The organism is Salinicola sp., assembly GCF_982684285.1.
In genome coordinates this window covers 1-14,741 of the sequence record NZ_CEXLVS010000092.1, presented here as the reverse complement: position 1 = coordinate 14,741, position 14,741 = coordinate 1, and the positions used below count along the sequence as shown (strand labels likewise).

12 protein-coding genes are annotated in these 14,741 nt (G+C 65.3%); 5 read left to right on the top strand and 7 right to left on the bottom strand.

What is annotated here, in order from left to right; translation table 11 throughout:
* Nucleotides 1–788: AGE family epimerase/isomerase (locus AC3AYF_RS09900; RefSeq protein ID WP_295038928.1), on the bottom strand; the 788-nt coding region annotated here is incomplete at its 3' end.
* A 204-nt stretch (nucleotides 789–992) separates the two neighbouring features.
* Between AC3AYF_RS09900 and csiR the strand changes: the two genes are divergently transcribed.
* The gene (csiR, locus tag AC3AYF_RS09895) at nucleotides 993–1,715 is read left to right on the top strand and encodes a DNA-binding transcriptional regulator CsiR (RefSeq protein ID WP_487779688.1); all 723 of its coding nucleotides are present in this window, start codon (nucleotides 993–995) and stop codon (nucleotides 1,713–1,715) included.
* A 22-nt stretch (nucleotides 1,716–1,737) separates the two neighbouring features.
* Here the strand turns inward: csiR and AC3AYF_RS09890 are convergent, their stop codons facing one another.
* Together AC3AYF_RS09890 and AC3AYF_RS09885 are read right to left on the bottom strand one after the other, a co-directional pair.
* Nucleotides 1,738–3,069: a CaiB/BaiF CoA transferase family protein gene (locus AC3AYF_RS09890; RefSeq protein ID WP_487779687.1), complete on the bottom strand. Its 1,332-nt coding sequence runs from the start codon at nucleotides 3,067–3,069 to the stop codon at nucleotides 1,738–1,740.
* Between the two features lie 5 nt (nucleotides 3,070–3,074).
* A complete protein-coding gene (locus tag AC3AYF_RS09885; RefSeq protein WP_295038932.1) occupies nucleotides 3,075–4,253 on the bottom strand; it encodes an acyl-CoA dehydrogenase in 1,179 nt (392 codons plus the stop codon).
* A gap of 185 nt (nucleotides 4,254–4,438) precedes the next feature.
* On the opposite strand from AC3AYF_RS09885, the gene abiEi reads away from it, so the two are divergent.
* Entirely contained in the window at nucleotides 4,439–4,978 is a 540-nt protein-coding gene (abiEi, locus tag AC3AYF_RS09880) for a type IV toxin-antitoxin system AbiEi family antitoxin (RefSeq protein ID WP_295038934.1), read from the top strand.
* Complete coding sequence (locus AC3AYF_RS09875) at nucleotides 4,965–5,891, top strand: nucleotidyl transferase AbiEii/AbiGii toxin family protein (RefSeq protein ID WP_295038936.1); 927 nt, start codon at nucleotides 4,965–4,967, stop codon at nucleotides 5,889–5,891. The genes abiEi and AC3AYF_RS09875 overlap by 14 nt, the downstream gene beginning before the upstream one ends.
* Before the next feature lie 18 nt (nucleotides 5,892–5,909).
* On the opposite strand, the gene cydC is transcribed toward AC3AYF_RS09875, so the two are convergent.
* The 4 genes from cydC to AC3AYF_RS09855 are packed head-to-tail and all read right to left on the bottom strand — an operon-like array spanning nucleotide 5,910 to nucleotide 11,727.
* Nucleotides 5,910–7,589, bottom strand: a complete 1,680-nt coding sequence (cydC, locus tag AC3AYF_RS09870) for a thiol reductant ABC exporter subunit CydC (protein ID WP_295038938.1) — start codon at nucleotides 7,587–7,589, stop codon at nucleotides 5,910–5,912.
* Complete coding sequence (gene cydD, locus AC3AYF_RS09865) at nucleotides 7,586–9,313, bottom strand: thiol reductant ABC exporter subunit CydD (protein ID WP_487779686.1); 1,728 nt, start codon at nucleotides 9,311–9,313, stop codon at nucleotides 7,586–7,588. The genes cydC and cydD overlap by 4 nt, the downstream gene beginning before the upstream one ends.
* Nucleotides 9,310–10,311 carry a cytochrome d ubiquinol oxidase subunit II gene (cydB, locus tag AC3AYF_RS09860; RefSeq protein ID WP_149435736.1) on the bottom strand — a complete coding sequence of 334 codons (1,002 nt, stop codon included), beginning with the start codon at nucleotides 10,309–10,311 and terminating at the stop codon, nucleotides 9,310–9,312. Before cydB ends, cydD begins: the two co-directional genes overlap by 4 nt.
* Nucleotides 10,312–10,314: 3 nt before the next feature.
* Nucleotides 10,315–11,727 (bottom strand): cytochrome ubiquinol oxidase subunit I, encoded by a 1,413-nt coding sequence (locus AC3AYF_RS09855; RefSeq protein ID WP_295038943.1) that lies wholly within the window; start codon nucleotides 11,725–11,727, stop codon nucleotides 10,315–10,317.
* Between the two features lie 488 nt (nucleotides 11,728–12,215).
* On the opposite strand from AC3AYF_RS09855, the gene AC3AYF_RS09850 reads away from it, so the two are divergent.
* Nucleotides 12,216–13,451, top strand: coding sequence for a multidrug effflux MFS transporter (locus tag AC3AYF_RS09850; protein ID WP_295038944.1), 1,236 nt, complete (start codon nucleotides 12,216–12,218; stop codon nucleotides 13,449–13,451).
* A gap of 168 nt (nucleotides 13,452–13,619) precedes the next feature.
* The coding region (locus tag AC3AYF_RS09845) for a carbon starvation CstA family protein (RefSeq protein WP_487779685.1) at nucleotides 13,620–14,741 on the top strand (1,122 nt) is incomplete at its 3' end.

Genomic DNA, 14,741 nt, shown 5'->3' with positions numbered 1-14,741 from the left:
GGACGATGGTGATGGAGTCGCAGCAGCAGCCTGACCCACCCGGTCTGATGACCGATCTGGAAACCCCAGGGCCGGAAGAGATCGTCGGGGCGGTCGCGGCGATAGTCGAAATCGACATGCCAGTCGCGATCGTAGTTCTCCCATAGCCAGCCATCGCCCATGGGGGCGAGCCGGTGCCATAGCGTCCGGGCGATACCCAGCGCACGGTCGAGAAAGGCGACCTCGCCAGTGGCGTCGAACGCCGCGATCAGCGCTTCGCAGCTCCGCTGATTGACGCTCTGGCCACGATAGCCGGTCAGGTGCCAGTTCGCGTCCGCTTCGGCGGCGTAGAGCTGCGAATGGGATTCGAGGAACCGTCGGTCCATCAAGGCACGCACCCGGTCGAGTCCGGCTCGCGCCTCGGCAGCCCCGGCCTTCAGCGCCGTCGCGTAGGCCTGCATGACCCAGGCCAGCCCGTAGCAGTGATGGTTGGTGTCTTCCGCCTTACCGTGGTCCAGCGTCCAGGCGAAACCCTGGGTACGGGTCTGGTAGTGCCTCTCCTCGATGAACTTCAGCCCGTGGCGCGCCCACTTGAGGGCCTCGGGCGCGCCGGTGTGCATCGCGGAGCGGGCATAGATGATCACGTAGCCGGCGCTGGAGACGAGATGTCGGTGGTGGCGGTTGTAGAGATGTCCGTCGTCGGTGAGATAGTGGTAGAAACCCGCCTGGGGATCGATGCAGCGCGGGTGGTAGAACGCCATGGTTCTGGCGATGTGCTGCTCGATCTGGTGCGGCGTGGTAAACGGCATGGCGAACCTCGCTTCATGACGGATGCCGATGCACGAAGGACCCGGTGCATGACGACACCGGAAGAACGCACGGCAGCGTCGAAGGTTACACGCTCATTCTGGTCGGCATGGCCAACGGTCACAATGCGCCTCTCGTCGGATGTCGATCGGCTCGGGATAGGTGTCGATATTTTCCTTCGACATCGACAGAATTGGGAAACCGACATGTATCGACGCCGACAGGGCCGGGCGATGACCGCAACTTCCGAACGATCCCCCACCGCGCTCGACGTCTACCGACGCCTGAAGGCGGATATCATCCGCGGCGTCTATGCACCACAGGAAAAGCTGCTGATGAGCCGGCTGAAGGCGAGCTACGCCACTGGCGTCGGCCCCTTGCGGGAGGCCTTGACCCGGCTGATCGGCGAACGCCTGGTCACCGGGATCAGCCAGCGTGGCTATCGCGTGGCGCCAATGTCGATGGCCGAACTGGCCGCGATCTACGACGCTCGCGCCGAGCTCGAGGGCCTGCTGATACGCCAGGCCATCGAGCGCGGCGACGATGACTGGGAGGCCTCGATCCTGGCCCGGGCGCATACCCTGGCCAAGGTCGACCGGGTCAACGACGGCGAGGAGATGCTCGAACGCTGGGACAAGCGACACCAGGCCCTCCACGACGCCATGGTCGCCGGCTGCGACTGCCTGCCGCTGCTGCAGTCGCGGGCGGCCCTGTTCGATCAGGCGCAGCGCTACCGCCATCTATGGCTGCGTCGGACCGTCTTCTCGACGCAGGCTCTGGCCGACAAGCATTGCGAGCATCAGGCCCTGGTGGACACGATCCTGTCACGCGATGCCATGGCCGCCAGCCGCATGATGCGCGAACACCTGATGACGCCGGTGCCGATCATCCGCGAGCGGCTCGAGGCGTATGGTGTGAACAGGCCCTAGAGAGCGGCAACCGGGGCATCGATCAGACAATCGTCCCAGCGCGACGCAGATCCGCCAGCGCCTCGGCATCCAGCGCCAACCACTCGCTCAGGACGCATGCCGTATGCTCGCCCAGCCGCGGCGGCGACTGCGACGATGTCATCCGACAGCCATCCAGCGTGATCGGGTTGCCCACCAGCCTGGCGCTGCGCCCATCCCCCATGACGCTCTCCTGGCACATGCCGCGATGCCGCACCTGGGGGTCGTCGAAGACCTGATCGAGCGTATTGATGGGCCCGCAGGGCACGCCGTGGGCCTCCAGCAGCGCCAGCCACTCGTCGCGGGGCCGGGCGATCAACCGCTTCTCCAACAGCGCGACCAACGCCTCGCGATGGGCGACCCGCTGGGCATTGGTGGCGAAACGCGGGTCCCCCACCCACGCCGGTTCGCCCAGCGCCTCGCACAGATGGCGAAATTGGCTGTCGTTGCCCACGGTCACGATGAGATGACCATCGGCGGCGGCGAACGCCTGATACGGCACGATGTTGGGATGGGCATTGCCCATGCGCTGCGGCGTCTGGCCGCTGGTGAGGTAGTTGAGTGCCTGATTGGCGAGTACGCCGACCTGGACATCCAGCAGCGCCATGTCGATGTAGCCGCCCTCGCCGGTCGCATCCCGGCGACGCAGCGCCGCCAGGATCGCGTTGGCGGCGTAGAGCCCGGTGAAGATATCGGTGATCGCGACGCCTACCTTCGTCGGCTCGCCGCCTTGCGCGTCGGGCGCTCCGGTCAGGCTCATCAGCCCGCCCATGCCCTGGATCAGGAAGTCGTAGCCGGCGCGGCCGGCATAGGGCCCGTCCTGGCCGAACCCGGTGATCGAACAGTAGATCAGGTCCGGCTTGAGTGGCTGAAGGCTGGCGTAGTCGAGCCCGTAGGCAGCCAGCCCGCCGACCTTGAAGTTCTCGATCACGACATCGGCCTTCATTGCCAGGCGCCGAACCAGCTCCTGCCCCTTCGCGGTGGACAGGTCGATGGCGACCGAGCGCTTGCCGCGGTTGGCGCTCAGGAAGTAGGCGGACTGTTTCATCCCGGCACCCGAACCCGTGCCGGTACCCGACTCCGTCGAGTTTCCTGTCTCGGCACCCGGACCCGTGCCGGTACCCGACTCCGTCGAGTCTCGTGTTTCCGACCCCGTGCCGACACCGTCGAGCCAAGGCGGGCCCCAGGCCCGGGTATCGTCGCCCCGCCCCGGCCTCTCGACCTTGATCACCTCGGCGCCGAGATCCGCCAGTTGCTGGGTACACCAGGGGCCGGCAAGCACCCTCGAGAGGTCCAGCACCTTGAGGCCGGCCAGCGGCCGGGAGATCTCACTCATCGCCGTCACCCGAACGCCTGGATACCGGTCTGGGCACGCCCCAGGATCAGGGCATGGACGTCGTGGGTCCCCTCGTAGGTGTTGACCGTCTCCAGATTGATCATGTGGCGGATCACGCCGAACTCCAATGAGATGCCGTTGCCGCCGTGCATGTCTCGCGACATACGGGCAATATCGAGCGCCTTGCCGCAATGATTGCGCTTGATCAGCGAGATCATTTCCGGGGTCGCCTGGCCCGCGTCCAGCAGGCGCCCGACGCGCAGACACGCCTGGAGGCCCAGCGCGATCTCCGTCTGCATGTCGGCCAGCTTGACCTGAACCAGTTGGGTGGCGGCGAGCGGCCGGCCGAACTGCTCCCGATCCAGGGTGTACTGGCGCGCGGCGTGCCAGCAGAACTCCGCTGCACCCATGGTGCCCCAGCCGATCCCGTAGCGGGCCTTGTTGAGACATCCGAACGGCCCGCCCAGGCCGGAGGCGCCGGGCAGCAGCGCCTCCTCCGACACGAACACGTCGTCCAGCACGATCTCGCCGGTGACCGAGGCGCGCAGCGAGGCCTTGGCCTGGATGGTGGGCGTGGAGAAGCCCTCGGCGCCGCGGTCGACCAGAAACCCCTTGATCTTGCCTTCATGGGCATCGGATTTCGCCCACACCACGGCGACATCGGCGATGGGACTGTTGGTGATCCACATCTTCTGGCCGCTGAGACGATAACCGCCATCGACCTTCCTGGCCCGCGTCTGCATGCCGCCGGGGTCGGAACCCGCGTTGGGCTCGGTCAGCCCGAAACAGCCCACCATCTCGCCGCTCGCCAGTTCGGGCAGGTAGCGCTGCTTCTGCGCCTCGGTGCCATAGGCCTCGATCGGGTGCATCACCAGCGACGACTGCACGCTCATGGCGGAGCGGTAGCCGGAGTCGACCCGCTCGACCTCCCGCGCGATCAGACCGTAGGCCACGTGGTTGGCGCCCGCCCCGCCATAGGCTTCGGCCACCGTGGCTCCCAGCAGTCCGAGCCCGCCCATCTCGCGCAGGATCTCGCGGTCGAAATGGTCGCGTTCGAAGGCCTCCAGCACGCGCGACTGCAGGCGCTCCTGGCAGTAATCGCGTGCCAGTTGCTGAATCTGGCGCTCCTCGTCGCCGAGCTGCTGGTCGAACAGAAAAGGGTCGTCCCACTGGAAACCGGACATGGCTGGCGCTCCTGATATCGATGGAATCGCCCGGCTTCGACGGCGCGGACGATCAGATAGTGAGAGTAACGCCATCACCAATGTCGACACTATTGGAAAAATGTCTACATTTTATAAGATTCGGCAAGCTTGAAGCCCAGCAAGTAGACGCATAGACTATATAAAACACACTTATGTGTACACTTATGAAATCAGGCACCGCACGCGATCGATTGGATCAGTGGGACAGGAAAGGCAGGAGCGTCTATACCCTGACCGATCTGGCAAAAATCTTTCCCGAAGACAGCCCCAAGACATTTCAGGAAGGCATCCGGCGGCTGCGTCGACTCAACGTGCTCGAGGGCGTTCAGAAAGGGATCTACATTTACGCGTCTTCACGACGGACGAAAGCTGATCGGCTCGAAGAGATTGCCAAGGCGATGCGACGTGGCGAATATAGCTATATCAGCCTGGAGTCGGCGCTGTCCGCTTATGGGGTGATTTCCCAGATCCCGGTCGAGCGTCTCACGATCATGACGACGGGCCGTAAAGGCACCTACCGGACACCGTATGGGACGATCGAATTCACCCACACCAAACGCGCCGTGCACGAACTGCTACTCAGGATGCGCGATATCGGTCGCCCTTTGAAGATCGCCACCCCCGAAGCTGCCTGGGCCGATCTCAAGCGCGTGGGCCGCAATACTCATCTGGTAGATATCGAGGCCCTTCATGAAGCGAATTGAACCGGCGGACTTCGCCGCCCTCGTCGACCTCGCGATGGAGGACACCAACCGTCGAGCCATGAGGCCGGTGATCGAGAAAGAGTTGCTGCACTTCGACATCCTCTTCGCGCTCGACCGGGAGCGACTCCTCGATGGGCTGACGTTCCAAGGCGGCACCTCGTTGCGACTCTGCTACGGGGCGCCACGGTTCAGCGAGGATCTCGATTTCGCTGGCGGTCCGGATTTCAGCGGCAAGGAGGCCAGCGAGATAAAAACCTGCTTGGAAGATTATATCGGCAGGCGTTACCAACTGGCGGTCTCGGTCAAACCACCCAAGGCGCTTCGCGACGATCCGAGATACGCGGAAGTGAGAGTCGACAAGTGGCAGGTGTCCGTTACCACCGCCCCTGCCCGCCCGGATATCGCCACCCAGAAGATCAAACTGGAGATTGCCAGCGTTCCCGCTTACACGTGCCAGGCGCAAGGATTGCAGCTTCATTACCCGTTTTTGCCGGACGGTTACAACGACCTTCTGATTCTTGCCGAGAGCCTCGACGAAATCATGGCCGACAAGCTCATTTCTCTCGTCAATACACAACGCTACGTCCGCAATAGGGACATCTGGGATATCCAGTGGTTAAAACAGCAGGGCGCACGCCTGGACATCGGGCTGGTACAGCGAAAGCTGTCGGATTATCGAGTCGAAGCCTATATCGACAGAGCCCGTACGCTGGTCGAAAGACTTCCCGGTCTCGTTCACGGCGCTGAATTCCAGCAGGAAATGGAGCGATTCCTCCCCGCCGACACGCTCGAGAGGACGCTCCATGACTCTCGGTTCGCCGATTATCTCGCGCGAGAAATCGGTATCACCTTTACCGAGGTGATCAATGCCATGGGAGGCCAGAATGGCCCGGCCCCCGAGTTTCGGCTTTAGTCGCTTGCAGGCGAGGCGCTAGCGCTGAACCAGAGCGCTACCCGTGGTACCAACCGTCAACCGCCAGCAGTCGTCGCAGGTTGGCAACGCCTGGGGATCGTGGCCCAGCAGCAGCGCAGAGCGTCCCGCCAGCCACGCATCCAGTGCCGACTTGATCGAGGCCGCCGTCTCGGCATCCAGTCCGCTCAGGGGTTCATCCAGGATCACCAGCGGCGAGTTGCGCAGCATCACCCGCGCCAATGCCACCCGGCGCGCCTGCCCGCCGGAGAGCTGCCGTCCCTGCTCGCCGACCCAGGTTTCCAGGCCGTCCGGCAGCGACCGCGCCCAGGGCTCGAGTTCGACGCTTGCCAGCACGGCCCACAGTTCGGCGTCGCTGGCGTCCGGGTCCCCCATGCGCAGGTTGGCGGCCAGGGTGTCGTGGAACAGCTCGCTGCGCTGGGTGAGATAACCGATTCGCGCCCTCAACGAGTCGGGCGCAACCCGGGAGACATCTTGCTGCGCGAATTCGACCCGCCCCGCCTGGGGATCGAACGCCCGTACCGCCAACTGCGCCAATGTCGACTTGCCGATCCCCGAGGGGCCGACGATGCCGACTCGCCGACCGGGCTCGATGACCAGGTTCAGGCCGCTGAAGACGGTTCTCGCCCCGAGCGTGACCTCGACATCCCGGTAGACCAGTGACGGCGCCGCACCTCCGGCCATGAGCCGGTCCCCGGTCAGCGGCGTCTTCAGCTCGGCCTGGGCATTGAGCCGCTCGGCGGCCCGCACCGTGGCGCCCAGCTGGGTGAATGCCATCGGCAGGTTCCCGAGCCCCTCGCTGACCGCCAGCGTGCCCAGCGCCAGCATCACCATCACCGGCCCGCTGACCTGGCCATCGCGAAAGGCCTCTAGCCCCAGCAGCAGAACCACCAGCGTCGCCAGTTGGACGCCGACGGTGACGACGAGATTGCCGGTCGCCGTACGCCGGCCGAGCCGACGCTGGTCGTCAAGCAGCGCCTGCTCCTCGCGGCGCCAGAGCGCGCGATGCGTCTCCAGCGCCCGATAACTGGTCAATTCGGCCAGTCCCTCGACCTGCTCGATGGCCCGGGTTCGCAGCCGTTCCTGCCGATCGACCCGGCGGTGGCTGGCACGCCAACCCCACCAGCCACAGCCGGCGGTGGCGATCAGGCCCAGCGGCAGCAGAATGGCCAGCAACGCGAGCCCGGCCACGGGCAGGAAGGCGCCGGCGAAGGCGGCGAAGGCGAGAACGCTGACCAGTGCCACCAGCGGCGGCGCCAGCAGGCGCAGATAGAGATTGTCGAGGGTGTCGATATCCGCCGTCAGTCGATTGAGCCACTGGGAAGCGCGGGCCCGTGCCAGCGTACGCGCATCCAGCGTGACCAGGCCGGCGAACACACGCCCGCGAAGATCCGCCAGCAGCCTCAATATCGTGTCGTGATTGTAGAGCCGTTCCAGATAGCGACTGGCGGTGCGCGAGACGGCGAAGAACCGGATACCGCTGCCCGGGGTGAAGACGTCCAGATAACCGCTTGCGCTGATCGCCGCGATCGCCGTGGCGGTGATGAACCAGCCGGACAGCGACAGCAGCCCGAGCGCGCTGAGCAGCGTGGCGAGCATCAGCAGCGCGCCGATCAGGAGCCGGCCACGACGCTCGCTCAGCACGCCAAGCCATGGCCGCAGTGACAACAGTGCCTTCATGAGTACGCCTCCCGTGAGGCATCCGGGCGCTCGACCGTCGACAGCCGGCCCCCCTCGATGGCGAGGACGCGACCGGCCATGGCCATGATCGCGGGGTGGTGGGTGGCGACGATCAGGGTACGACCGCTGGCAGCCAGCCGGGTCAGGCCGGCGATGACCTCGCGTTCGGTCTCGGGATCGAGGGCGGCCGTCGGTTCATCCAGCAGTACAAGCTTCGCGGGGGAAAGGAAAACTCTCGCCAGCGCCAGCCGCTGCCCCTCACCGCCGGAGAGCCCGACGCCGCGCTCGCCCAGTGGCGTATCGAGCCCTGCCGGGGTCGAGGCGAGCCACGCCTGCAGCCCCGCCTGCTTCAGGGCGTCGCGCAACGCCTCGTCGCTGGCGCCAGGCGCCACCAGCCGCAGGTTCTCGGCCAGCGTCCCCTGAATGATCAGCGGTCGCTGGTCCAGCCAGGCAATCGCCGGCGTTGGCGTGACCCGAACCCTTCCCGCACTGGGCGCGATGAAGCCCGCGATCAGTTGCAGCAGGCTCGACTTGCCACTGCCGGAGGGGCCGATCAACGCCACGACCTCGCCGGGGTCGACCTTCAGCGACAGCGGCCCGAGGATTCGCTCACGCCCGCGATGACGCAGCTCGACGTCATCGAGGGCGACCGCGCCGGGACGCTGCCGTCGGGGCTCGTCCGGTCCGGTTTCAGCGTACGCACGCCCCGGCGCGCCTTCTTCATCGGCTTCCGGCTCCAGCAGCGCCACCAGCCCCTCGGCGGCCCCCAGGGCGGAAGCCCGGTCGTGGTAATGCTGGGAGAGGGTGCGCAGTGGCTGGAAGAACTCCGGTGCCAGCAGCAGGATGAACAACCCGCTGAACAGGTCGAGCCGATCGGCGGGCCCATACTGGATGTAGCCCAGCAGGCCGAAGCCGATGTAGATCGCGACCACCGCGACGGAGCCCGCCGCGAAGAATTCGAGCACCGCCGACGACAGGAACGCCACCCTCAGTGTCTTGAGGCTGCGCCGGCGATAATCGTGGGCGACCTCGCTCACCTCCTCGACGCTGCGCTCGGCCAGGCCGAACAGCTGCAGCGTGGCGATGCCTCGCACCCGGTCGAGAAAATGACCCGAGAGTCGGGTGACCGCCTGGAACTGCGCCTCGTTGAGCCGCTGGGCGCCCATCCCGATCAGCGCCATGAACAGCGGGATCAGCGGTGCCGCGATCAACAGCCAGATCGCCGCCAGCCAGTTGAGCCAGAACACCACAGCGAGATAGATCATGGGGATCAGCGCCGCCAGCACCACCTGGGGCAAAAACCGGGCGTAGTAGCCCTCCAGCGACTCGACCTGATCCACCAGCTGGCTGGCGAGACCGGCGCTATGCCGCGACGCCAGCCGCACCGGCCCCAGCTGCTGCAGACGCGCCAGCAGACGGGCACGCACCTGCTGCTTCACCCGCAGCCCGCAGGCCTGGCCGCAGACTTCCTGACCCCACTGCGCCAGCGCCCGGGCGGCGATGGCGGCGACGATCACCGCGACACCGCCGAACACCGCCTCGAGCGAGGCGCCGTCCGGGACCACCCCATCGACGACCCAAGCCAGCGCGCCCATCTGGATCAGCGTGGCACCCCCCACCAGCAGGCCGCAGCAGACGGCACCTCGATACCAGGGCCGGACCTCGGCCGCCTGCTGCGTCAACCACTCGCGTGACGGATTCTTGGATCGCCTGGCGGCGCTCAATGGTAGCCCTCGCCGACGCGAACCTTGCCGCGGAAGACCCAGTAGGACCAGGCGGTGTAGGTCAGCACGATCGGCACCACGAACAGCACGCCGATCAAAATGAAGAACTGGGATTCCGGCGCCGAGGCCGCGTCCCAGAGCGTGTAGTCCGGCGGAATCACATAGGGCCAGCGGCTGACCAGCAGTCCGAGGTAGGTGAAGATGAACAGGCCCAGCGTCAACAGAAACGCCAGCCCTTCACGACGACGGCGCGTGGCGAAGTAGATTCCCGCCGCACAGAGCAGGGCCGCGAAAGGCAGCAGCCAGATCACCTGCAGATGATCGAACCAGCGGTCGAACACACCCGGATCGATCCAGGGCGTCCACAGGCTGACGATGACGAATACCGCCAGCACGCCGATCAGCAGCTTGGGGATCAAGCCGCGCGCCCACTCGCGGACATGTCCTTCGGACTTGAGCACCAACCAGGTCGCACCCAGCAGGGTGTAGCCGACCACCAGCCCGATGCCGGTAAGCACGGAAAACGGCGTCAACCAGTCGAACGCCCCGCCGGTATAGACGCGATCCGCGGTTTCGAAGCCCTGGATATAGGCCCCCACCACGCAGCCCTGGGCGAACGCCGCGACAAAGGAGCCGCCGGCGAAGGCCGCGTTCCACCAGCCCCGCGTGCGCTTGGACTTGAAACGGAATTCGAACGCCACGCCGCGGAAGATCAATCCTGCCAACATCAGGAACACGCCCAGATAGAGGGCCGGCAGCAAGATGGTGTAGACCAGCGGGAAGGCGGCGATGAGACCGGCACCGCCGAGCACCAGCCAGGTCTCGTTGCCGTCCCACACCGGCGCGACGGAGTTCATCATCACGTCGCGAGCGTCCTCATCGGGGGCGAACGGAAACAGAATCCCCAGGCCCAGGTCGAACCCGTCCATCAGCACGTACATGATCACGCCGAAAGCGATGATGACGGCCCAGATCAGCGACAGATCGTACATTTCCATGGCTTAGCTCCTGGATGACGCGGTGGTGCCATCGAACGGCACATGGGTGGCGGACAAGGGACGCATGGGGCGGTCGGCGTCGTGGACTTCCTCGTCCGCACCGAGCTCGTCCAGCCCCTGGCGCACGACCTTGAACAGGTAGTAGATGCCGGCCCAGAAGATCACCGCGTAGACCGCGACATAGCCGATCAGCGTCGCCAACACCATCCCGCCGGAGAGCGAGGGCGTCACGGCGTCGGCGTAGGAGAGCACGCCGTAGACCAGCCATGGCGAGCGCCCGATCTCGGTCACGAACCATCCCGCCAGCACCGCGACGAACGGCGCCAGGCTCATCCCCTGCAGGCCGTGCAGGAACCAGCGCGCGGTGTAGAGGCGTCCGCCGCGACGGAGCACCAGTCCGGTAATGGCGAAGGCGATCATCAGGATCCCCAGAGCGACCATGACGCGGAAGCTGTAGAAGACGATCCAGACCGGCTGCTGCTGCTCGACGGGGATCTCCTTGAGCCCCGGAACCACCCCATCGGGATCGTGACGCAGGATCAGGCTGGCGCCGTTGGGAATGCCGATCTCGAAGCGATTGGCCTGGAGCTCGCGGTCCGGCAGCGCGAACAGCAGCAGCGGTACGTTGGACTGGGTCTCCCAGTTCCCCTCCATGGCCGCGATCTTCATCGGCTGGTGCTCGAGCGTGTTGAGTCCATGCTCGTCACCCACGAAGGCCTGTAGCGGGGCCAGAATCAGCAGCAGCCACATGGTCATGGAGAGCGCACGCCGGTGCGCCTCCACATCGCGCCGTCTCAGCAGGAACCAGGCGCTGACCCCGCACACCACGAAGCCGCCGGTCAGGAAGGCCGCCAGCGCCATGTGGGCGAAGCGGTACGGGAAGGATGGCGTGAATATCGCCTCCATCCAGGAGGTCACGTGCAGCACGCCCTCGCGGATCTCGTAGCCCTGAGGCGTCTGCATCCAGCTGTTGGTGGCCAGGATCCAGAATGCCGAGATGAAGGTGCCGACGGCGACCATCAGTGCGGCGAAGAAGTGCACCGACGGCGAGACCCGGTGGCGGCCGAACAGCAGCACGCCGAGGAAGCCCGCCTCGAGAAAGAACGCGGTGATCACCTCGTAACTCAGCATCGGCCCGATGAAGTTCGAGGCGAACTGGGAAAAATTGCTCCAGTTGGTGCCGAACTGGAAGGCCATGACGATGCCGGAAACCACGCCCATGCCGAAGACGACGGCGAAGATCTTGGTCCAGAACAGGCCCAGACGATCCCATACCGAGTTGCCGGTCGCGACGTAGAGGCCCTGCAACACCGCCACGTAGGAGGCGAGTCCGATCGTGAAGACGGGGAATATCGCATGAAAAGAGACCACGAAAGCGAACTGCAATCGTGATAGCAGGATAGGATCTAACGCCATGGCTGACTCCTCGCAAGCGCCAGGGCAGCGGTTCCCTCATGCCCCGACGGCAGCTGTTTCATCTGACTGTCTGCTGTTTTGACTTCGCCCGACCATTGCAGCCGTTCGACGCTTCATATCATAGGCACGACCTTCGTCCGGGCCGCCGTGTCCGGTTGTCGCAGGCCCGTGTCGCACTTTTCCATCCGACGCTCTAGACAACCTAGGCAATCCTGCCGAAAGTCGCCAACCACGTGGCTTCCCGGCCACTCGCCAGGCCTCGCTGGCGGATTCCACGAAACCCTCCCCGGGGCCGCCTGCGACAATATGCCAGCCTGGCAAGGTGCCATCACGGCGTAGACCGCCTCGCATCGCGGCGCACGGCGGAAGGCTTTGGTCAAATGGTCATACAAAGTCGGATCGCGTAAGGTTCAAATGACATACAGGCTAATGGCTATCTCGCTATTGGATCGTGCCTGACTTCCACCTTTCTGTTCACGAGGCGCTTCGTGACCGACCCCACCTCCTCCACCGCTCGACCGGCATCCCCGACCGAGATGACCACGGCACCTGCAGTGCCGGCGCTATGGATGCTGGTCATGATCACCCTGGCGGGCACGCTGGCCATGCATATCTTCGTGCCGGCACTACCGATTGCCGGAGAGGCGTTGCACGCCGACAACGCCCAGATGCAGTTGACCATCAGCCTCTACATACTGGGTCTGGCGCTCGGCCAGCTCTTCTATGGCCCGCTCTCGGACGCGCTGGGGAGAAGACCGGCGTTGATGCTCGGCATGGCCATCTACAGCATCGCGGGGATCGTCGCCTGGCGGGCGCAGAGCGTCGAAATGCTGATCGCGGCCCGGTTCTTCCAGGCCTTCGGCGGCTGCGCCGGGCTGGCGCTGGGACGCGCCATGATTCGCGATACCGCGGCCCCGGACCGGGCCGTGCAGCGGCTGGCGGTGCTCAATCTGGTGGTGGCCATCGGCCCGGCCATGGCGCCACTGATCGGCAGCCTGCTGACCTCGACGCTGGGCTGGCGAACCGTGCTGCTGGCACTGTGCCTGATGGGTGTCGGCAACCTGCTGTTCGTGTGGCGGCTGATGCCGGAAACGGCACGAGCCACCGGTCGCATCAACCTGCCCAACCTGGCCCACGAATATCGTACCCTGCTCCGCTCTCCCGCCTTCATCGGCTACGCGATCGGCGGCGGCTGCGTCACCACGGCGATGTTCGCTTTCGTGGCCTCGGCCCCGTTCATCTTCGTCGAACAACTGGGCAAGCCGGCGAGCCACGTGGCGTACTACCTGTCGCTTTTGATCCTGAGCATCTCGCTGGGCAACTTCATCACCAACCGCACGATCCACCGCATCGGTCTGGTTCGATTGATGCTGGCGGCGAGCCTGCTCAGCCTGACCGGGGGACTCTCGATGCTGGTCATCGTGCTGGCCGGCTGGGCGTCGGCGGTCACTCTCGAAGCCTCGGTGCTGCTGTTCACCTTCGGCGTGGGCATGACCGGGCCGACCGCGTTGACGCTGGCGGTGGGCATCAACCCCAAGGTCGTCGGTTCCGCCGCCGGCCTTTACGGGTTCGCCCAGATGGGCATCGGCGCGCTCTGCACCGCGCTGGCCGGCCTGGGCGACGATCCGGCCCTGGGTGCGGCCTTGGTACTGGCCGGGGCTGCGGTCATCGGCCAGTTCGCGTTGAGGACCGCCCTGCGCTTCGATAGCCAGCAATCTCGCTGAATCCCCACCTGCCCCATCGGCGGGAGGTCTCGACTTCCGCCACGCCCCTCGCGCGCCTGATGCATTCGTCTAACGGAGCGCGCCATCCGTCTTCGGTAGTGTAGACATAACACAACAACGCAAGTGGGCCTGGTCCACCGCGCCCACCAGAACCGTCAAGGAACCCCCATGAACGCTATCTGGATCGCCCTGTTCGGTGCCGTGTGTTTCGTGATGGGCTATCGCTTCTACTCGAAGTTCATCGCCGAACGCATCTATCGACTCGAAGCCGATTTTCAAACGCCGGCGCATGCCTATCGCGACGGCGTCGACTACGTTCCCACCAACAAGTGGATTCTGTGGGGCCACCACTTCACCTCGGTGGCGGGGGCAGCGCCCATCGTGGGGCCGGCCATCGCGATCTACTGGGGATGGTTGCCGGCCATCCTGTGGGTCGTGCTGGGTACCGTGTTCGCCGCCGGGGTGCATGATTTCGGCGCGGTGGTAATCTCCAACCGCCACAAGGGCCACTCGATCGGCACGCTGGCCAACCAGCTGATCGGGCAGCGCGCCAAACTGCTGTTCCTGTTCATCATCTTGATCCTGGTGTTGATGGTCAACGCGGTCTTCGCCTGGGTCATCGCCAAGCTGTTCATCACCTTCCCGGCCAGCGTGCTGTCGGTCTTCATCCAGATTCCGCTTGCCGTGTGGATCGGCTATCGTGTCTATCGCCACTCGGGATCGATGCTGCTGCCGTCGGTGATCGCGCTGGCCGTGATGTACGGCGCGGTGCTGGTGGCCAGCGAAGTGCCTCTACTGCAGTTCGACCTGGTGAGCTGGTTCGGCGGTCCCGACGCGCCGGTCGTCGGCGGCTTCAACGGCACCTCGATGGCCTTCCTGGTCTGGATCGTGGTGTTGATGGTGTACGTCTACATCGCCTCGACGCTGCCCGTCTGGAAGCTGCTGCAACCGCGCGATTACATCAATTCGCATCAATTGGTGGTCGGCCTGGCGCTGCTGTATCTGGGGCTGCTGTTCGGCGCGCCGGAAATGACCGCGCCCAGCATCAACGGCGAGGCGGAAATCAGCTGGTATCCGCTGCTGTTCATCACCATCGCCTGCGGGGCGATCTCCGGCTTTCACGGCCTGGTCGCCTCGGGCACCACCTCCAAGCAGCTCGACAAGGAAACCGACGCCCGCATGATCGGCTATGGCGGCGCCCTGGGTGAGGGCATGCTGGCGATGATCGCGATCATCGCGGTGGGCACCCTGTTCACCTCGGGCACCGCTTTCACCGCCACCTACTCGAGC